Here is an 18,044-nt window from a genome sequence, read left to right on the forward strand (position 1 = left end):
TTTAATTATCAATAACTACAAAAGTGAATAGGTCCAAAATGTAGTTATTTTGTAGTTATTGAATAAAATTTTCAAGTTTTTTAATAGCGTCTTTTTTGGTATTTGGTAAGACATGCATATAAATATCAGCTGTAATCTGAATTGATTTATGCCCCAATATCTCGCTTGCTACCTTTAAAGGTAATCCAGCTTCAAGCATCCTTGTAGCGAATGTATGCCGTAAAGTGTGAGCAGTCATATCTTTTAATTTCGTGTCTTTTTTAATTCGATCTATTGTTCTTCTAACATTTCTTTCTTGAAGAATACTACCATTATTAGCGCAGAATACAAATTCTGATTTTGTTACTTCAAGCCTGTGTTCTAATATGTTATAAGCTTTAGAGGTTAATGGAACTTTTCTATAACCTGAATCTGTTTTTACATCTCCAATATTTATCTTTGTTTTTAATCCGGTACCTTCATAATTTCTAATCCTATGTGCGGTATTAGCAATGGTTATTTCTTCATCTTCTAGTGATACATTATCTTTTATGAGTGCAAGCGCCTCGCCTATTCTTAGCCCTGTTTCAAGTAAAAAAGATAATAATTCCGTATACACATTATTTATTTTATCGCAAGCTTCTGTAAATTTTTTTTGCTCCTGTTTACTAAGTATTCTAACTTTGTTTTTCTTTTGCTTTGGGACCGCTGCAGCTGTTACAGGATTAATGTATACAATACCATTTCTTATAGCTTGATTGAATGCTTGGTTAAGCACGGTATGAACTTTTTTTATGCTAGCTGTATCTAATTCTTTATCTTTCATTTTATTATATACTTGTTGGATTGAGTCTGTTTTTAACATGCTCAGTCTTGTGCTTCCGAAATATGGTTTAATATAATTCTTTATTGTATTGTAGTATCCATCATATGTGGCGGGTTTAATACTATTTTTTTTATATTGGGTTAGCCAAATATCTACCCATTTGCCAACAGTTAGCATTGAAGGCTCAATATTATACCCCATATGAAGTCTACTGCGCTCCATATCAAACTTTTTTATAAGTTCTTCCCTGTCGTTAGCATATAAGGTTCTTATTTTCTGCTTTCCGTTCTCATCAAAGCCAATGGTGATTTGACCACACCATTTACCATCACTTTTTCGCTGATAAATAGATCCTTCGCCATTTCCGCGTTTTCCCATGATTCTATCCCACCTTTTGTATATTTAACAATACAATTTTTTCGATCTCATTATCCGTTAGGTCGCATATTTCTTTATTAATCTTTTCAGGTTTTACTAATAGGGATACAGCAAATCTGTTTGCCTCACGCTCTTTTTGATCTGCGTCCATGTTACTTAAACTGAGAGCCATTAAACTATGTGCTTCTGAATCATCATGTAATAAGGCATGTCCAAGTTCATGAGCGCAAACAATTAGTTGTTCTTGATAATTTAAATTTGGATTAATAATAATATACTTTCTATCAGCAACTTTTAAATAATGACCCTTAAGTATGCTGTAAGGTTTATAGTCAATTTTAATATCGAGTAAAGCGGCTAGAGTAAAAGGATTACGTGTTTTATATCTTTCGATGATTTCATTAGTGTACTTAAATATACTTTGGCTGTCGTTCATTATGCACCTCACAAAATATTTATCGTTGGTGTTCAGCAAAGCTGAACCCCTTGATTCAACTTGATTTTATCAACTGGAAACAATTTTCTTCACCTCACAGCCCTCAAACCTGCTAAAATAGAGAATATTTTAGAAAGGGGCTGATGTCATTGCTTCCACCAAACCAGAGTCACCTGGCTTATAAACTTAATTTATTTCTATCTGTCAGTGAGACTGACAGCATTGCTAAGATAATATCAAAGATTGATCTATCTCGTGTTTATGACTTCTGTTTACATTTTTATTCACAAAATCCTGCAGGACGTATTGCACTTTATCGCCCTCAAGATGCTTTAAGGTCTTTACTTGTGATGTACCTTGCTGGCTTTACATCCATTAATAAATGGGTCAAAGAACTTAGGGATACACCAAGATATGCTTATCTATCAGGTTTCTCTCCTGACAAGACGCCCTCTAAGGCTTATTTCTCTTGGTTTATCTCTAATCTTTTCGGCGATGAAAACGTTGAAGATGTCATGCTTCAAGGTTCTCTAATCCGTAAAATATTTGAATTGTTATTTGTCAAAGAATCTATCGAATTAGGAATCATTGATCCCCATGATAAAGTAATCTTTGACGGCTGCAAGGTAAAATCTTTTTGCAAACAAAAGTATGTTCCTGAAAAATATTGTAGATGCTATGCCAGTAATATAAAACCCTTTAAATGCTCTATGTGTACTGACTCCGAAGCCACAAAAGGTTATGATCATAATCTTGATGAATATCTAATGGGATACGGTCTGCATTTTGCAACAACTCCTATGATAGATAATCCATCTAAATGCCTACCACTAACATTCTTCGTCGAAGGTGCTGATGTCCACGATGTTAGAATGACACCACATCTAATAATGCATCTTTATCACAACTTGAAAGTTGACTTTCATTATGTCATTGCTGATTCGGGATACGACGCTTATTATGTTTACTGGTGGATTAGTTTACTAGGCGGTAAGCCTATTATTGCAATTAATCCAAGAAATTCTCAAACTCCAACACCTACTAATGAGTTTGGTTTGCCTGTTTGTGCTGCTGGTCATACATTTTACTATTGGGGTATTGATAAGAAAAAAAGACGACTAAAATGGCGGTGTCCAAGAAAAGCTTCTAAAAAATTGGCTGAAAAACTAAAGTGTGATCATCCATGTTGTGATTCTGGCTATGGCAAGACAGTCTATACTCACATTGAAGATGATATTCGTTGGTTTACCCAAGTTCCCAGAGGCTCACAACTCTGGAAAGACATCTATTCAAGAAGAGCACGTATAGAATCCGTTATTGGAGATATTGTACTCAACAACGGTCTTAAATCTCCATTATTTAGGGGTACCAAGAACTTCTTCGTGAGAACTGCCTTAGTTTGCATGCTCCAACATGCAAAAGCCATAGCCATAACCCTTGAGAATAAAGAATACCATAAGACTGCTGCATAAACTACAGGAAAAATATTCTTACTATTCTCTTGCATAGGGAATCTCCGACCATTTTTAGATACCAAATTATTCCTATCATCCATTCTTTAAATTTTCAAAGTACACATGAACATAGTTTATTGCTATAACCTAAAACTTTAACATTCTATACCATTTTGTTGTTATTTACTGAACATCTACTATTTATCTGGTATACTCCAATTGTAACTTTAATTTTAAAAGTTCGGGGTACAAGTTTTCTTGTGCTGCGATTTCAGCAATTGAGTAGTTTGTTATTTGATACTTTACAAGGATGGAATCTGGGATTAATAAATGAGCGGCTAATATATTTGCTTCATATTCATGCCTTACATCAGAAAACATGTGATAATCTTTCATGTATTGCACAAACCGTCTATGTAATTGATCGTGTCCAATTTCATGGGCACAGCACAGACGTTGTTCTATATCTGATAAATTGGAATTAATGCCTATACATCTTTTTCTTTGATAGTATAGATAAAAGCCCTTCATTTCTTGGAATTTATAGTATTTAATTTCTATATTCATAGCAGTAGCTAATTCTATCGGATCATAGGTTTTAAACTTTTTAATTAGTTTTTGTGCTTTGTCTTTAATGTATATATTGAGGGCCCCCATGTGTATTGTCACCTACTCTGCGTTGTTTTTCTTCCTGCCGTATTTCTTATTTTCTTCTTTTGTTTGGAAGTATATTTCCATAATAGCTTTAAAAAACTCGTCGCGATCTTCTGCTGGGAGATCACCACCATGAAATAAGGCTCTAGTATCTTCAAGCAGTTGTTCTGCTTGCTTTTTACCCCTATTACCATATTTTTCTTTGGCTTGATTAAGAAAGTCTTCTTTATAAACAATATCACTTTCATCTAGAAGCACACTTGTAGGGATATTTAATGCGGTTGATATCTTGGTTAAACTTTCTACGCTAGGATTTTTTCTATTGTTCTCTACATCAGATAGATAGGAAATAGATATACCGACTAAATTTGAGATATCTTTAAGAGTTAAGTTTTTTTCTTTCCTTATTTTTTTTATTTTTTCTCCCAGTTTCATAATATCACCTTTTCAAAATTTGTAATTTTATTTTATATTTTTACGCTAAAAGTGTAAAGATTAACTTATAGCGAAAAAGCGCTGTATTTTATGATTTGGAGAGATTATCTTATTTATATGCTTTAAATCAACGTATAGCGTGAAATATGGTAGAATTTAGATATTAAATTACACCTATAGAGAAATTATAATTTAATTACACCTATAGAGAAAAAAAAGGAGGGGCATTATGAATTTAGGAAACGTGATTAAAGAAAAACGTATACAAGTAGGATTATCACAAACGGAATTGGCAAGACATATAAAAAAATCTCCACAACTTATATGCGATATAGAAGCAGGGAGAAAATTTCCATCTTTAGAAACTTTGGTGGAAATTGCAAAAGAGTTGTGTTTATCACTGGATAAAATTTTTTTAAATTAAAATTTCTCTATGGGTGTAAAAATAGTAATTTAACATATAGAGAAAGAAAGGTGAATCCTTAATGAAAGTACCACGGATAAAAGCAGACCGGGCTTACCTAACCATAGAAAGATATGCGGAGTTTACGGGGCTCCATAAAAATACCGTGCGTAATCACATCAAACAAGGTTATATCAATTATTACCAGCCGAAAAAGAGAGGGCGAATACTAATTGAGATAACAAATGATAAAACAAATGATAAAACAAATAGCTATGTGGAGCTGGCAGATAGATTAAAGCAAAAGCAAGCAGTATAAACATAAAGAAAGGAGAGGGGATGAGTATCTTGTTAGGAGAAGTATTTTCAATTCTTATGTTCGGCGGTGTATGTTTTGTATTAGGCTGGACAGTCAAAGAAGTATGGGAATCTATAGGCTCTATAAAAAGAAAAGCCGACCAATAAGGTCAGGCGTCAAAAAATTTTCACTTGCCTTCATTATAGCATGAGGGCTATCAAAAATCAATTTAAGAAAGTGAGGCAGATTTATGAAAGTTACATTAGAACTAAACAGTATTGAGCTAATTAAAAGTATTGACAATGGTACACTGCGTTCTTTAGTTAACACATCAAGTGAAGAAGAAAACATTTTGAAAAGTGCGCCTAATGTTATAAACCAAAAAGAAGTTGGGGTAAATCCAATCCCTGCGGTACCACCTAATGATACGAATTTGCAATCACCTGTACCAACAGCACCAACTCCGATAGCACCAACACCGCCTGTTCCGGTAAGCGCCCCGGTACAATCAGCACCTGCCCAAACACTAGCACCAGCTGCGGTTCCTACGTCAACACAGGCTTACACCATGGAGCAACTGGCTGTAACGGCGACACAGCTTGTGGATGCCGGACGAAGAACAGATCTTGTTGGGTTACTAAACTCTTTCGGTGTGCAAGCCTTGACTGCATTGCCTAAAGATCAATATGGAGCATTTGCAACAAAACTTAGAGAACTGGGGGCAAAAATATGAGTGGTGATAGGGCGCACGCCCTACTGTCAGCAAGTGGATCGCATAAGTGGTTACACTGTACACCTTCTGCAAGGTTGGAAGATACATTACCTGAAAGCCAAAGTAGCTATGCAAATGAGGGCAGACTGGCCCATGAAATAGCAGAGCTAAAACTAAGAAAGGCTTTCATAGAGCCTATAGGAGTAAGAGCATTTAACAACCGTTTAAAGAAATTCAAGGATGACCCGTTATACCAGGATGAAATGCTAAGGTATACCGATATCTACTTGGACTATATATCCGGTATTGCCCATGGATTCAGTTCCACTCCATATATAGCTGTAGAAAAGAAAATTGATTATGGCGCATATGCGCCGGAGGGGTTTGGCACAGGCGATTGTATTATTATCGCTGGTAACACACTACACATTATCGATCTGAAATATGGCAAAGGTGTTCCGGTATCCGCTGAAAATAATCCGCAAATGATGTTATATGCTTTGGGTGCATATACAGAATACTCTTTCTTATATGCGATTGATACCGTGAAAATGGCCATTGTGCAACCAAGACTTGACAGCATATCCGAATATGAGATGCCTATAGCACAACTTAATGAATGGGGAGGAAGCATAAAACCTATAGCACAAAAAGCATTTAACGGTGAAGGTGAATTTGTATCAGGTGAGCATTGTCGATTCTGCCGCGCAAAAGCATTGTGTAGAGCCCGAACTGAATTCCATACAGCACTTGAGGATTATAAGCAAATGAAACCACCACTTATTTCAAATGAAGAAGTAGGACAGATACTGCTAAAGGCGCAGAATCTTGCGAAATGGGTTAAAGATCTTGAAGAATATGCGCTAAGTGAATGCCTAGCCGGTAATGATATCCCGGGATGGAAAGCAGTAGAAGGGCGTAGCGTAAGACAGTTTACCGATCAAGACAAAGCATTTGAACTGCTTAAGAGTAATGGCATAGAAGAAGCCATGCTGTATGAACGTAAGCCGTTAACTCTTGCAGCAACTGAAAAGCTAATAGGAAAGACAAAGTTCAAAGAAATATTAACCGAATATGTTAACATACCGCCGGGTAAGCCTACGCTTGCTCCGACAAATGACAAACGTGAAGCGATTACACGAAGAAGCGCTGAAGACGATTTTAAAAACGATAATGGAGGTAATGGGAATGAGTAATCAAAATCCACAACATGTAGTAACAGGAAAGGTAAGACTTAGTTATGCACATCTATTTACACCCTATGCAAATCCAAACGGTGGAGGGGAAGCAAAGTATAGCACTACTATATTGGTACCTAAGAACGATATAGCAACAAAGCAACGTATCGATGCGGCTATTAATGCTGCAATACAGGAAGGTGTATCTTCTAGATGGAACGGTGTACGACCACCTGTATTGGCTATTCCGGTTCATGATGGTGACGGTGCTAGACCGAGTGATGGTATGCCGTTTGGTGATGAGTGTAAAGGACATTGGGTATTCACCGCATCATCTAAGCAAGCACCACAGGTTGTTGATCTCAGTCTTAATCCAGTTATTAATCAAACAGAAGTATATTCCGGGATGTACGCTAGAGTATCAGTGAGATTTTTCCCATACAATGCAAGCGGTAAAAAAGGTATCGGCTGTGGCCTTGGCAATGTACAAAAACTAGAGGATGGAGAACCATTAGGAGGACGTACTTCAGCTGCATCAGACTTTGGAGATAGTGCAGGACTACCGATGCCACCACAAACGCAACAACCTTCATACGGACAGCAGCAATACCAACCACAGCAACAGCCGCAACAACAACCACGGATTGATCCCATAACCGGTATGCCTATTTCCGGTGGTGTTTATGGGGTATGAGACATTTATCAATAGATATAGAAACTTTTTCAAGCGTTGACATTAAAAAAGCGGGATTGTACAAATATGTACAATCCCCTGATTTTCAAATTCTTTTATTCGCATATTCCTTTGATAATAAAGCAGTCCAAATTATTGATCTAGCAGAGGGCGAAAGTATTCCAGACAATATATTAACCGCCCTTCAGGATACTAATGTTATCAAGCACGCATACAACGCCCCTTTTGAATGGTATTCGCTTAATAAATTCTATTATTCACCCTTGGAACAATGGCGCTGTACTATGCTTCACGGTTTATATTGTGGATATACTGCAGGACTTGCAGCTACGGCTGTAGCGCTCGGGTTACCTGAGGATAAACGGAAAATGGGGGTAGGCAGGTCACTTATACGAACATTTTGTGTGCCTTGTAAACCCACAAATAAAAATGGGCATAGAATGAGAACATTACCACATCACGAACCGGAGAAATGGCAATTATTCAAAGACTATTGTAAACAGGACGTAGTTACTGAAATGGAGATAGAAAGAAGATTATCATTTTTTCCTGTGCCGGAGCAAGAACAAAAGTTATGGGAGTTAGATCAACAGATAAATGCTTATGGTGTAAAAGTAGACAAAGAACTTATAGAAGGAGCATTATATTGCGATCAGATTGTAACCGATGAGCTAATGAATGAAGCTATAAAAATATCCGGATTAGATAACCCAAAAAGCGTAAAACAGCTATCAAAATGGCTTGAAAAAGAAACGGGAGAAGAGATTACGGATTTACAGAAAGCTACAGTAAAAGATCTTATCAAGACCATTGACAGTGATACGGCAAAACGAATGTTAGAGATCCGCCAGGAACTTTCAAAAACAAGTGTTAAGAAGTATACAGCTATGGACGAGGCTGTTTGTGATGATGGCCGAATAAGAGGCCTTCTACAATTTTATGGAGCAAACAGGACCGGTAGATGGGCCGGCAGATTGGTGCAAGTGCAAAACCTACCTAGAAATTATTTAGAAACACTATCACATGCTAGAGACTGTGTTAAAGCCAAAAAAGTAGATGTTCTAAAACTTATATACGGAAATATACCGGATACACTATCGCAGCTTATAAGAACAGCTTTTATTCCTTCCAACGGTAATGAATTTGTTGTGGCTGATTTTTCAGCAATAGAAGCCCGCGTCATTGCTTGGCTAGCAGGGGAGCAATGGAGGCTAGACGTATTTGCCACACACGGTAAAATATATGAGGCTTCAGCAAGTCAAATGTTCGGCGTTCCAATTGAAAAAATATCAAAAGGTAATCCGGAATACGATCTTCGGCAAAAGGGTAAAGTTGCTGAACTAGCATTAGGCTATCAGGGCGGATCCGGTGCTTTAATCTCCATGGGCGCACTGAATATGGGCCTAATAGAAGAAGAACTACCAGAAATCGTACGGAGATGGCGATCATCAAATAAGCGCATTGTAGATCTATGGTATAGTATCGAGAACGCAGCGCTAGAAGTGATGAGAACAGGTCAGCCGGTAGGGATGAAAGGCTTAATACTAGCTCGTGAAGGCGATTACAATAATCAACAGGACTTTTTAACTATAACACTGCCGAGTGGCCGTAAATTATTCTATACAAAACCGTTTCTATCACAGAATGATTTTGGAAAAGAAGCTGTTCATTATCATGGGATCAACCAAAATACTAAGAAGTGGGAAGTTATTCCGACTTATGGAGGCAAGTTGGTAGAGAATATAGTTCAAGCCATTGCAAGGGATTGTTTAGCAGAAAGCATTAAAAGGCTTAGTTCTGCTGGGTATCAAACTGTTATGCATATACATGATGAGTGCGTACTAGACGTTCCGGCGGAAAAAGTGGATCTTGATCGTGTATGTGAAATAATGGGGCAACCAATACAGTGGGCATCTGGATTATTGCTTAGAGCAGATGGTTTTATAACAAAGTATTATAAAAAAGATTAAATACCATATATTGTGGTGTTGTGCTTGTCCACAACAAATTAACAACAGTATCCACAGAGTTATCCACATTGCAAGAAGGAGAGGATCAACTGATGGCGAGTAAGAACGAAGAAAAACTTAAGTTAGAGAGGCCGGGAAAAAAGAGGATAAGAGTAAAGCCGGATTTTATTATAAAAATCATTGATAATCCTCGTGACGATGGAATTAGCCCTGGCAATGTAGTTATAGCAGCAGAGGTTATTTCAAATAAAAGAAGAGCTTAAAAACGGCAACAAAATACGAAGTTAAAAGAGAGGGGATAAGACAGTGGAAAAATTTTATATAGTGACAGAGGAATCAGAGCTGCATCAAGAATATTTTGAACACCAGAAAAATGTAAAGGTAATAAATGACCACGTAATAGATTTCATGAAAGACCAAGGAATTGAAACAACTAAGTATTATCCGGCTAATGATACTCTTTATATAATCCCAACACAAAAAGATGCTGCAAAGTTTGCAAAGGTATTGGCTAAACAAGTAAATGATGGCTTAAGATCATTTAAAAAGAATAGCGCTATCTGTAAAGAGTGGGTCAAGTCATTAAAAGGTAAAGGACTTAAAGTATTGAGTAAACCTCATATTTTTATGTACTTCAGAGGTTATGAGCGATTCAGTTGGAGATTGTTTGATGTAGATAATACTCTGTATTGTTCTTATTCTTGTAATTCTGATTCGATTGATACTCCAAAAGGCTTTACTGTAATTAAGGCAAGTGAGTTCTACAAGGTAATTGAGGACTACAACGAAAAAATTAAAAATGAGCAAACCGCGTGAAATGTACGTTGAACGGAGGTTATTATGACAAAGGTTATATGTGAATGTGGTAGAGCAATGGATTATTTTCTAGGAATGTTTCATTGCAAATGCGGCAAAGTTAAATCTATTTTTGAAGTTGAGAATTATATTGATGGGTTTAAAAAAGATGGCGATAGTAAATAAATTGCATTTTATCATAGAAAGTGAGGAGAAATAATTGATTGATTTATTATTAGGTGGTAGCCCATGCCAGGGGTTTAGCTTTGCAGGGAAACAGTTGAATTTTTTTGACCCTAGAAGTAAATTATTCTTTGATTATGTAAAAGCATTAGAAATTTTAAAACCAAAATATTTTCTTCTTGAAAATGTAAAAATGAAGAAAGAATATCAAGACGTTATTAGTAAATATTTAGGGGTTGAGCCTATTGAAATCAATTCTGCATTAGTATCTGAACAAAACAGAGCAAGATTATACTGGTCTAATATTCCAAATATAAAGCAGCCGGAAGATAGAAAAGTGACAATACAGTTAGAGCAAGATGAATTTCCGGCATATATGGATATAAACAGAGACATACGTAAAACTGAAAAATTTGCTTGTTTAACGGCTACATATTGGAAAGGAATTAGGGGGGCTGGAAGACCTTTTGCAAGCAAAAAAGTTGGCAATTATGATGATGTTAGAAAGTATCAAAGAATGCTAACGCCAGAGGAATGCGAGAGGCTTCAAACATTGCCAATAGGATATACAGAAGGGATAAGTAACACTCAACGTTATACTGCTTTAGGCAATGGTTGGACAATAGATGTAATTGTACATATTTTGAGTTTTATTCCGGATAAATATTTGCAAACAGTTGTAAGTTTATTCGATGGCATATCATGCGGTCAAGTTGCCCTTGAAAGAGCCGGAAAGGTATATAACCAATACTATGCATCGGAAATTCAAAAACATGCGATCCAAGTCACTATGAAGAATTATCCTCACACAATGCAGTTAGGTGACGTTACAAAGATTGACTGGGAAGCGTTTAAAAATAGGCTGAGTTTAATTCAAAAAGTATCATAGATTATGCGTTAAATTAAAGATTGGAGGGGTTAAGATGAATAACAAAAGTAAATGGAGAGTAATGGCAGATACAACAGGAGGATTTTTATTAGGGGCAAACATTAACTGTAACAGAATCGGAGGTACCGCAGAAGCATATTTGGCAGTGTACTTAGGACCGGTAATGGTTTGCATAGGGTACTTCGCATAATAAATCGGAGGGGTAACACCCTCCTGGAACTAAATAGTAGTTTAATGGAGGTCTTTTGTATGGATAGACGTAAGAATATGTGTTTTAATATTGTGTCAATATACTATGGCGATAGGCCTTTAGCTACCAGGGGGAAGCCAAGCGAAAGCAAGGATTATTATTTTAGGTGCTATGCTTCTGCAGGTTCTAATGATTGTGGATATCGACAGGCGTCCACTATAGAAGATTTGTGTAATGGGTGTAAAAAATATAATTACATTAAGCCATTAACTAAGGAAGAAATTAGAGAAAAATATTATGCTGGGAAGCAAAGAGAGGTTATGGTAGTTAGTACAAGCGGTTGGCATTTTAAAACTGTATAATTCTACGGTAAATAAGGTTTTAGGATTGGAGTGATATTTATGATATGCAAAGATTGCTTATTCCATAAAGAATGTAACAATGAGCAGGATAAAATATGTAGTGATTTTCTTCTTGAAATTTGTAAAAGTAATTTATACAAAAAAGTAAATGAAGAAGAAACATTATTAGAGTTTATCAGAAATTCCGAGAAAGAATTTGATTTTGAAGAAGAAGATCTGGAGACTATGTCGGAAGATGATTTTACTGAGTATGTAAATTATTTAGCTGAGTTGTGGGATAAGTAAATGATTAAGATATGAAAGAAGGTTGTTGCTTGAATATCAAATGTTATTTAATATCAAATGGCGAGTTTAAAGCAGTTGAAATAGAAGAAAAACTCTTATTAGATTTAGTTAAAAGCCTAAGATACAAAGGGATTGAAACTGTTCATTTTTCTGAAAGCAGCATAGATGTTGAAGGAGTATACATACCAGCGAAAGAAAGTAAAGCAACATTTATGATATTACCTAATACCAATACAGAGTAAAGGAGGATAAGGAATAATGAAATATCAAGAAAGGCTTCATCTTAACAGCAAAGTCAAATGGACAAGTGAAGAAATTAAAAATATTGAAAAAGAAGAGAAATTCAAGGTTTTAGAATACAATCTTATTGGCATAAAAGAAAACAGTGAATATGTATATGACGCACTAGTAGAGTGGGAATTTACACAGTAAAGACAGTTTCAATGTTGAATTTGAAAGGATGAATTACATGGAAAGTATTGAATGTGAAAAATGCACTTCTAAAATAGAAAAGTACGAACACTATGTTGAACTAGAAGATGGAACCATTTTATGTGAAAATTGTTTATTTGATATGGCAATAAAACGCTATAATGCATTAGAAAAACAGCAAAAATTTTAGTATGAGGTGATTAGAATGACAAAAGGTGAGGTTGATTACGCTATAAGGCAAGCATTGAATAATTTTGATAAATGGAATGATTGTACAGGTGCTATCACAAAAGGAACGTGCTGGTATTATGAAGCACAGGCATGTATAGAAGATGCAGTAAGAATAGGTGCAAAGATTGCATGTGAAGGTATAAAAGCAAATTTAAGTGACATTATTGAATCAGATTAAAGGACAGATTAATGGAGGTTTTTATAAAACAAATTACAAAATGGACAGATATAAAAATTAAAACTTCTTTTTCGGAATGGTTATTATGGATTTTAGTGCTTTTAGGGATGTCTAGTCCAGTGATTATTTATTTCACATTGCGCTAAAGCTAGATTTGGGAAGGATGGGGATAAGAATGAACGGAATACAAGACAGTGGAAAACGTGAGGAATTTGGTACGGGAGCAATAAGAGATATCCAAACAGGTAAAGGACGTTTTGATTTGATTAGCCCTGAAGGTCTTTTCAGGTTAGCACGATGGTACGAACTAGGGACTTTAAAATATTCAGATCGGAATTGGGAAAAAGGGATACCGATATCGCGCTGTATTAGTTCGGCATTTAGGCACTTAGTAAAATATATGGCCGGGTGGACAGATGAGGATCATTTGGCAGCAGTAGCCTGGAATGTGTTTGCTATTATGCACTTTGAAAGATACAGACCCGATCTTGATGATAGATCTAAAGATATAACAGATAAAGAACCGCAGTAAAGGCTTTTTATCGCAATGGGGGTGAGCACTTTTGAATTTTGAAAATGATAGAAAAATTATAATCTCATCTGCTGGCAGTCGTAAAGCTACGTATTGGCCTACTCAAGTAATTTATTGGTCAGAATTTGTTGAGAAGCTGCATACACCGGTTCGTGGAACCGAAACACTGGTAGAATACTTACGCCTACCTAAAAGTAAGCAAGACGAGTTAAAGGACGTAGGCGGCTTTGTAGCAGGGACATTAAACGGCAATAAAAGAAAAGCGAATAACGTTACTGGGCGAGATGTTATAACTCTTGATCTCGACAACATTCCACCAGGCGGCACACAGGATACTTTACGCCGCATAGACGGATTAGGATGCGGATATTGCGTTTATTCTACCCGTAAGCATGAAGAAGCGAAACCCCGTTTACGCGTACTAATACCGCTTAACCGAACGGCTACAACAGATGAATATGAACCATTATCACGAAAACTGGCTAGCATAATAGGAATAAAATTATGCGATCCAAGTACGTTCGAAGCTTCAAGACTCATGTATTGGCCGTCATGTTGTGCTGATAGTCAATTCGTTTATAGATATGGGGATAAACCTTTTCTTGATTGTGACGGGCTATTGGCAACATATACAGATTGGAGAAACGTTGCCGAGTGGCCGGAGGTACCGGGTGTACAACAGAAGCATGTTAAACTGGCGGCAAGGCAAGGAGATCCTACATCAAAGACAGGTATAGTCGGTGCGTTTTGCAAAACCTATGATATTTATAAGGCTATGGCCACATTTTTACCAGGCGCATATGATGCTTGCGACGATGGATCAGAACGTTTCACCTTTACAGGAGGTAGTACAGTCGGCGGTGCCGTAATATATGATAATGGAAACTTTCTTTATTCACACCATGCTACAGACCCTGCAGGCGGAAAGCTGTGTAATGCTTTCGATCTCGTTAGGTTGCATAAATTTGCAGAGTTAGACGATGATGCAAAGCCGGATACTCCTACAAATAAACTGCCTTCTTATTCTGCAATGTGTGAGCTGGCGGTGAACGATAAACAGGTGGCGGCGCTAATTAACCAGGAAAGATATGAAAAAGCTACCCAAGATTTTAATACCGCACCTGACGATACGGCTAACTGGATTAGCAAGCTTGCCCTATCAACTACTACTGGTGCACCAGCTAAGACAACAGATAATGTGTTAATCATTTTAGAAAATGATCCGCTGTTAAAAGATAAGTTAGCATTTGATGAATTTGCTAATCGGGGGCTTGTGCTTGGTTCATTACCGTGGAACGCTTGCACGGATCGGCGCCAATGGACTGACGTGGATGATGCAGGACTAAGGCATTATCTTGAACGAACTTATGGCATAACTGGAAAAGAACGTATTTATGATGCAGCTGCTTTGTGTGCGCATAAGCATACCATCAATGATGTGAGGGATTATCTTAATAGCTTGAATTGGGACAGCGTAAGGCGGCTTGATACACTGCTGATTGATTATCTAGGGGCAAAAGACACGTCTTATACTAGGGCTGTAATACGCAAGTCTTTAACGGCTGCCGTGGCACGTGCTATGAACCCTGGTTGCAAATATGATTACATGCCTATATTTGCAGGTCCTCAGGGGTTGGGTAAAAGCACTTTTTTAGCAATGTTAGGGAAACAATGGTACTCTGACAGTCTCACCACTTTTGACGGGAAAGAAGCATCAGAAATGATACAAGGGGTATGGGTAAATGAATTAGGGGAGCTGAATGGATTAAGCAAGTCGGAAACTAATGCTGTCAAGCAATTCTTAAGCCGCCGAGAGGATATATTCCGGGAGCCTTACGGACGTAGAACTAAAAACTTTCCGCGAAGATGCGTATTCTTCGGAACAACAAATGATAGTGAATTTCTGAGAGATAGAACTGGCAATAGGCGTTTTTGGCCGGTAGATGTAGGCATCCAACAACCTACTAAAAGCGTATTCAAAGACCTTGAAAATGAAGTGGATCAGGTATGGGCTGAAGCTTTTTGCTACTGGCAGCTAGGTGAAAGACTCTATTTAACTGGTGACGCTGAAATAGAATCCAAGGTAGAGCAGGAAGCGCATAGAGAAAGCAATGCCAAAGAAGGGATTATTCGTGAATTTGTAGAGCGGTGTGTACCCTTAGATTGGGATAAACGGTCATTGGGAGAAAGGCGGCTTTATTGGTCGGGCGAGTTTGGCAGGGATACTGGAGATACAGTGAAGCGTGACCGGATATGTGCTGCAGAGATATGGTACGAATGCCTGGGAGGGGATATAAAGTATATGAAGAAAACAGATACCCGAGAAATAAATGAAATACTAAAAAATATAGATGGTTGGAAAATGCATAAAAGCACGTGTAGATTTGGCCCATATGGGCCGCAAAGAGGTCTAATAAAGTTGTAACATTCTCTGTAACATTCTCCGGTTTTGTAACATTCTATTGTAACATTGTAACATTTAAAAATCGGAATGTTACAGAGAATGTTACAGAGTGAAAACCGCATTAATAAAGGGTTTATATAGTATTTGTAACATTGTAACATTTATCTATATATAAATAATAAATAAATAGAATAGGCATATATATACACGCCTACACGCCTATATACGTGTATATATAGGAAAAAGCGCCACAATGTTACACCGCAAGAATTTTGAAAGGGATGAGTAGCCGTGAGGGAAAAAGTAATCGAGGAGTATTTAAGAGACAGGATTAAAGCAATCGGAGGTCGGGCATATAAATTTGTTTCACCGGGGAATGTAGGAGTGCCAGACAGGTTAATACTCCTACCGGGAGGCAAAGTTGTATTTGCAGAATTAAAAGCCCCGGGAAAGAAGCCAACGCCAAATCAGACAAATCAGATAAAACGAATATTAAATCTAGGTTTCGATGTTCACATCATAGATAGTAAGTATGGAGTAGATAAACTTATAGAGGTGTGTCGGGGAGGGGACGCCTAATGAAGTTTATACCTCATGCATACCAAAGCTACTGCATTAACAGGTTATTGGTGGACGAAGCTTTAGGGCTTTTCTTAGACATGGGATTAGGGAAAACAGTTATCACGCTTACCGGGATAAACGACTTAAAGTATAACAGGTTTGCGATATCGAAAGTACTAGTCATAGCACCTAAAAAAGTGGCAGAAGCTACTTGGGCAAAGGAAGCCGCAAAATGGGACCACCTTAAAATGTTAAGAGTTACAGCAGTATTAGGATCACAGGCGAAACGGATTAGGGCACTTAATACCCCTGCAGATATATACGTAATCAACAGGGAAAATGTTCAGTGGTTAGTGGATTATTACCGTAATTCATGGCCGTTTGATATGGTTGTAGTAGATGAATTTAGCAGCTTTAAGAATCATCAAGCGAAGCGTTTCAAAAGTTTATCGTGGGTACGAAAACACATCACAAGGTTTGTAGGTTTAACCGGTACACCAGCACCTAACGGGTTATTGGACCTGTGGGCACAGGTATTCTTACTGGATGGCGGACAGCGATTAGGAACGAAGATATCACACTTTAGGGAAAGGTACTTCGAACCGGATCAACGAGATCGGGATCATATTTTTAGTTATGCACCTAAACCAGGAGCAGATGACGTAATCAGGCAGCTTATAGGTGATATATGTGTAAGCATGAAAGCAGAAGATTACTTGGAGCTTCCAGATATAATTTATAATACGGTTCCGGTAGTCTTGGATTCAAAAGCAAATACGGCATATGAAAAGTTAGAACGTGAAATGCTTTTGGAAATAGACGAAACAACCATAGACGCAGGATCGGCAGCAGTACTAACCAATAAACTTTTACAGCTTTGTAATGGTGCCGTATATGATGAAAACCGAGAGATTGTAGAAATACACCATTGTAAGTTAGAGGCATTTTTGGAGCTTATAGAAGGGCTTAACGGACAACCGGTATTGGTGTTCTATAATTTCCAGCATGACCTATTAAGAATAAAAAAAGCATTAGAAAAATCAAAGCTTAAGATAAGAGAGCTTAAGGGCCCGCAGGATGAAACAGATTGGAATGATAGAAAGATAGATATACTGCTTGCGCATCCTGCATCCTGCGCCTACGGCTTAAATCTTCAAAAGGGCGGTAACCATGTAATTTGGTTCGGACTTAATTGGTCTTTGGAGCTGTATCAGCAGGCAAACAAAAGGTTACACCGGCAAGGACAAACCGAGAAAGTAATTATACATCACTTGGTAGTAGAAGGTGGCGTTGATGAGGATGTTATTACTGCCTTAGAGGATAAGGGAAGTACGCAGGATAGTTTAATGAATGCATTAAAAGCTAGAATCAAGAAGGTGTCAGAGAATGGAGCGTAAAACGGTTTCAAGTTTAGACAAAAGATTGATAGCTGAAAACAGAAGACTTAGAGAAGAAAATAGGAAACTTAGGGAGACCAATAAAAATGTCAGTGAAGCGAACTTGGAATTGGCAGGAATTATGAAAATGCTTATAAGTGCGATAAAGAGAAAAACAATTACGGAAGGACATAATTAGTAGGGGGTTC

At 37.3% G+C, this 18,044-nt stretch carries 28 protein-coding genes; 24 read left to right on the top strand and 4 right to left on the bottom strand.

Annotation, left to right across the window (positions count from 1 at the left end; all coding sequences use genetic code 11):
- Nucleotides 1-55: 55 nt before the first annotated feature.
- Entirely contained in the window at nt 56-1,183 is a 1,128-nt protein-coding gene (locus tag QKW49_RS22005) for a site-specific integrase (protein WP_282864784.1), read from the bottom strand.
- A 4-nt stretch (nt 1,184-1,187) separates the two neighbouring features.
- Nucleotides 1,188-1,619, bottom strand: coding sequence for an ImmA/IrrE family metallo-endopeptidase (locus QKW49_RS22010; protein ID WP_282864785.1), 432 nt, complete (start codon nt 1,617-1,619; stop codon nt 1,188-1,190).
- A gap of 143 nt (nt 1,620-1,762) precedes the next feature.
- On the opposite strand from QKW49_RS22010, the gene QKW49_RS22015 reads away from it, so the two are divergent.
- Nucleotides 1,763-3,091: a transposase gene (locus QKW49_RS22015; RefSeq protein ID WP_282863714.1), complete on the top strand. Its 1,329-nt coding sequence runs from the start codon at nt 1,763-1,765 to the stop codon at nt 3,089-3,091.
- Between the two features lie 183 nt (nt 3,092-3,274).
- On the opposite strand, the gene QKW49_RS22020 is transcribed toward QKW49_RS22015, so the two are convergent.
- Both QKW49_RS22020 and QKW49_RS22025 read right to left on the bottom strand, forming a co-directional pair.
- Complete coding sequence (locus tag QKW49_RS22020; RefSeq protein ID WP_282864786.1) at nt 3,275-3,730, bottom strand: ImmA/IrrE family metallo-endopeptidase; 456 nt, start codon at nt 3,728-3,730, stop codon at nt 3,275-3,277.
- A gap of 12 nt (nt 3,731-3,742) precedes the next feature.
- Nucleotides 3,743-4,162 (bottom strand): helix-turn-helix domain-containing protein, encoded by a 420-nt coding sequence (locus tag QKW49_RS22025; RefSeq protein WP_282864787.1) that lies wholly within the window; start codon nt 4,160-4,162, stop codon nt 3,743-3,745.
- Between the two features lie 229 nt (nt 4,163-4,391).
- On the opposite strand from QKW49_RS22025, the gene QKW49_RS22030 reads away from it, so the two are divergent.
- From QKW49_RS22030 to QKW49_RS22140, 23 genes are all read left to right on the top strand, one after another.
- Nucleotides 4,392-4,586, top strand: coding sequence for a helix-turn-helix transcriptional regulator (locus QKW49_RS22030; protein WP_282864788.1), 195 nt, complete (start codon nt 4,392-4,394; stop codon nt 4,584-4,586).
- Nucleotides 4,587-4,647: 61 nt separating this feature from the next.
- The gene (locus QKW49_RS22035; protein WP_282864789.1) at nt 4,648-4,884 is read left to right on the top strand and encodes a helix-turn-helix domain-containing protein; all 237 of its coding nucleotides are present in this window, start codon (nt 4,648-4,650) and stop codon (nt 4,882-4,884) included.
- A 20-nt stretch (nt 4,885-4,904) separates the two neighbouring features.
- Nucleotides 4,905-5,030 carry a hypothetical protein gene (locus tag QKW49_RS22040; protein ID WP_282864790.1) on the top strand — a complete coding sequence of 42 codons (126 nt, stop codon included), beginning with the start codon at nt 4,905-4,907 and terminating at the stop codon, nt 5,028-5,030.
- Nucleotides 5,031-5,113: 83 nt separating this feature from the next.
- A complete protein-coding gene (locus QKW49_RS22045) occupies nt 5,114-5,596 on the top strand; it encodes a hypothetical protein (RefSeq protein ID WP_282864791.1) in 483 nt (160 codons plus the stop codon).
- Nucleotides 5,593-6,771, top strand: a complete 1,179-nt coding sequence (locus QKW49_RS22050) for a DUF2800 domain-containing protein (protein ID WP_282864792.1) — start codon at nt 5,593-5,595, stop codon at nt 6,769-6,771. Before QKW49_RS22045 ends, QKW49_RS22050 begins: the two co-directional genes overlap by 4 nt.
- Nucleotides 6,764-7,447, top strand: a complete 684-nt coding sequence (locus tag QKW49_RS22055) for a DUF2815 family protein (RefSeq protein WP_282864793.1) — start codon at nt 6,764-6,766, stop codon at nt 7,445-7,447. The genes QKW49_RS22050 and QKW49_RS22055 overlap by 8 nt, the downstream gene beginning before the upstream one ends.
- On the top strand, nt 7,444-9,417 hold the full coding sequence (locus QKW49_RS22060; protein ID WP_282864794.1) for a DNA polymerase: 1,974 nt from the start codon (nt 7,444-7,446) through the stop codon (nt 9,415-9,417). The genes QKW49_RS22055 and QKW49_RS22060 overlap by 4 nt, the downstream gene beginning before the upstream one ends.
- 92 nt (nt 9,418-9,509) lie before the next feature.
- On the top strand, nt 9,510-9,680 hold the full coding sequence (locus tag QKW49_RS22065) for a hypothetical protein (protein WP_282864795.1): 171 nt from the start codon (nt 9,510-9,512) through the stop codon (nt 9,678-9,680).
- Nucleotides 9,681-9,723: 43 nt separating this feature from the next.
- Complete coding sequence (locus QKW49_RS22070) at nt 9,724-10,233, top strand: hypothetical protein (protein WP_282864796.1); 510 nt, start codon at nt 9,724-9,726, stop codon at nt 10,231-10,233.
- A 24-nt stretch (nt 10,234-10,257) separates the two neighbouring features.
- Nucleotides 10,258-10,398 (top strand): hypothetical protein, encoded by a 141-nt coding sequence (locus QKW49_RS22075; RefSeq protein ID WP_282864797.1) that lies wholly within the window; start codon nt 10,258-10,260, stop codon nt 10,396-10,398.
- A 34-nt stretch (nt 10,399-10,432) separates the two neighbouring features.
- A complete protein-coding gene (locus tag QKW49_RS22080) occupies nt 10,433-11,284 on the top strand; it encodes a DNA cytosine methyltransferase (protein ID WP_282864798.1) in 852 nt (283 codons plus the stop codon).
- Between the two features lie 34 nt (nt 11,285-11,318).
- Nucleotides 11,319-11,474 (top strand): hypothetical protein, encoded by a 156-nt coding sequence (locus tag QKW49_RS22085; protein WP_282864799.1) that lies wholly within the window; start codon nt 11,319-11,321, stop codon nt 11,472-11,474.
- 59 nt (nt 11,475-11,533) lie between these two features.
- Nucleotides 11,534-11,836, top strand: coding sequence for a hypothetical protein (locus QKW49_RS22090; protein ID WP_282864800.1), 303 nt, complete (start codon nt 11,534-11,536; stop codon nt 11,834-11,836).
- Nucleotides 11,837-11,875: 39 nt separating this feature from the next.
- Nucleotides 11,876-12,121, top strand: coding sequence for a hypothetical protein (locus QKW49_RS22095; RefSeq protein WP_282864801.1), 246 nt, complete (start codon nt 11,876-11,878; stop codon nt 12,119-12,121).
- A gap of 29 nt (nt 12,122-12,150) precedes the next feature.
- Nucleotides 12,151-12,363 (top strand): hypothetical protein, encoded by a 213-nt coding sequence (locus QKW49_RS22100; RefSeq protein WP_282864802.1) that lies wholly within the window; start codon nt 12,151-12,153, stop codon nt 12,361-12,363.
- A 16-nt stretch (nt 12,364-12,379) separates the two neighbouring features.
- Entirely contained in the window at nt 12,380-12,553 is a 174-nt protein-coding gene (locus tag QKW49_RS22105) for a hypothetical protein (RefSeq protein ID WP_282864803.1), read from the top strand.
- Between the two features lie 37 nt (nt 12,554-12,590).
- Nucleotides 12,591-12,743: a hypothetical protein gene (locus tag QKW49_RS22110; RefSeq protein WP_282864804.1), complete on the top strand. Its 153-nt coding sequence runs from the start codon at nt 12,591-12,593 to the stop codon at nt 12,741-12,743.
- Nucleotides 12,744-12,758: 15 nt separating this feature from the next.
- Nucleotides 12,759-12,962, top strand: coding sequence for a hypothetical protein (locus QKW49_RS22115; protein ID WP_282864805.1), 204 nt, complete (start codon nt 12,759-12,761; stop codon nt 12,960-12,962).
- A 175-nt stretch (nt 12,963-13,137) separates the two neighbouring features.
- Nucleotides 13,138-13,494, top strand: coding sequence for a dATP/dGTP diphosphohydrolase domain-containing protein (locus QKW49_RS22120; RefSeq protein WP_282864806.1), 357 nt, complete (start codon nt 13,138-13,140; stop codon nt 13,492-13,494).
- A gap of 31 nt (nt 13,495-13,525) precedes the next feature.
- Nucleotides 13,526-15,919: a virulence-associated E family protein gene (locus tag QKW49_RS22125; protein ID WP_282864807.1), complete on the top strand. Its 2,394-nt coding sequence runs from the start codon at nt 13,526-13,528 to the stop codon at nt 15,917-15,919.
- 270 nt (nt 15,920-16,189) lie between these two features.
- Nucleotides 16,190-16,477 carry a VRR-NUC domain-containing protein gene (locus QKW49_RS22130; RefSeq protein ID WP_282864808.1) on the top strand — a complete coding sequence of 96 codons (288 nt, stop codon included), beginning with the start codon at nt 16,190-16,192 and terminating at the stop codon, nt 16,475-16,477.
- Complete coding sequence (locus QKW49_RS22135) at nt 16,477-17,856, top strand: DEAD/DEAH box helicase (RefSeq protein ID WP_282864809.1); 1,380 nt, start codon at nt 16,477-16,479, stop codon at nt 17,854-17,856. Before QKW49_RS22130 ends, QKW49_RS22135 begins: the two co-directional genes overlap by 1 nt.
- Nucleotides 17,846-18,034, top strand: coding sequence for a hypothetical protein (locus QKW49_RS22140; RefSeq protein ID WP_282864810.1), 189 nt, complete (start codon nt 17,846-17,848; stop codon nt 18,032-18,034). The genes QKW49_RS22135 and QKW49_RS22140 overlap by 11 nt, the downstream gene beginning before the upstream one ends.
- Nucleotides 18,035-18,044 lie beyond the last annotated feature (10 nt).

Source organism: Petroclostridium sp. X23 (assembly GCF_030013905.1).
In the GTDB taxonomy this organism is placed as follows: domain Bacteria; phylum Bacillota; class Clostridia; order SK-Y3; family SK-Y3; genus X23.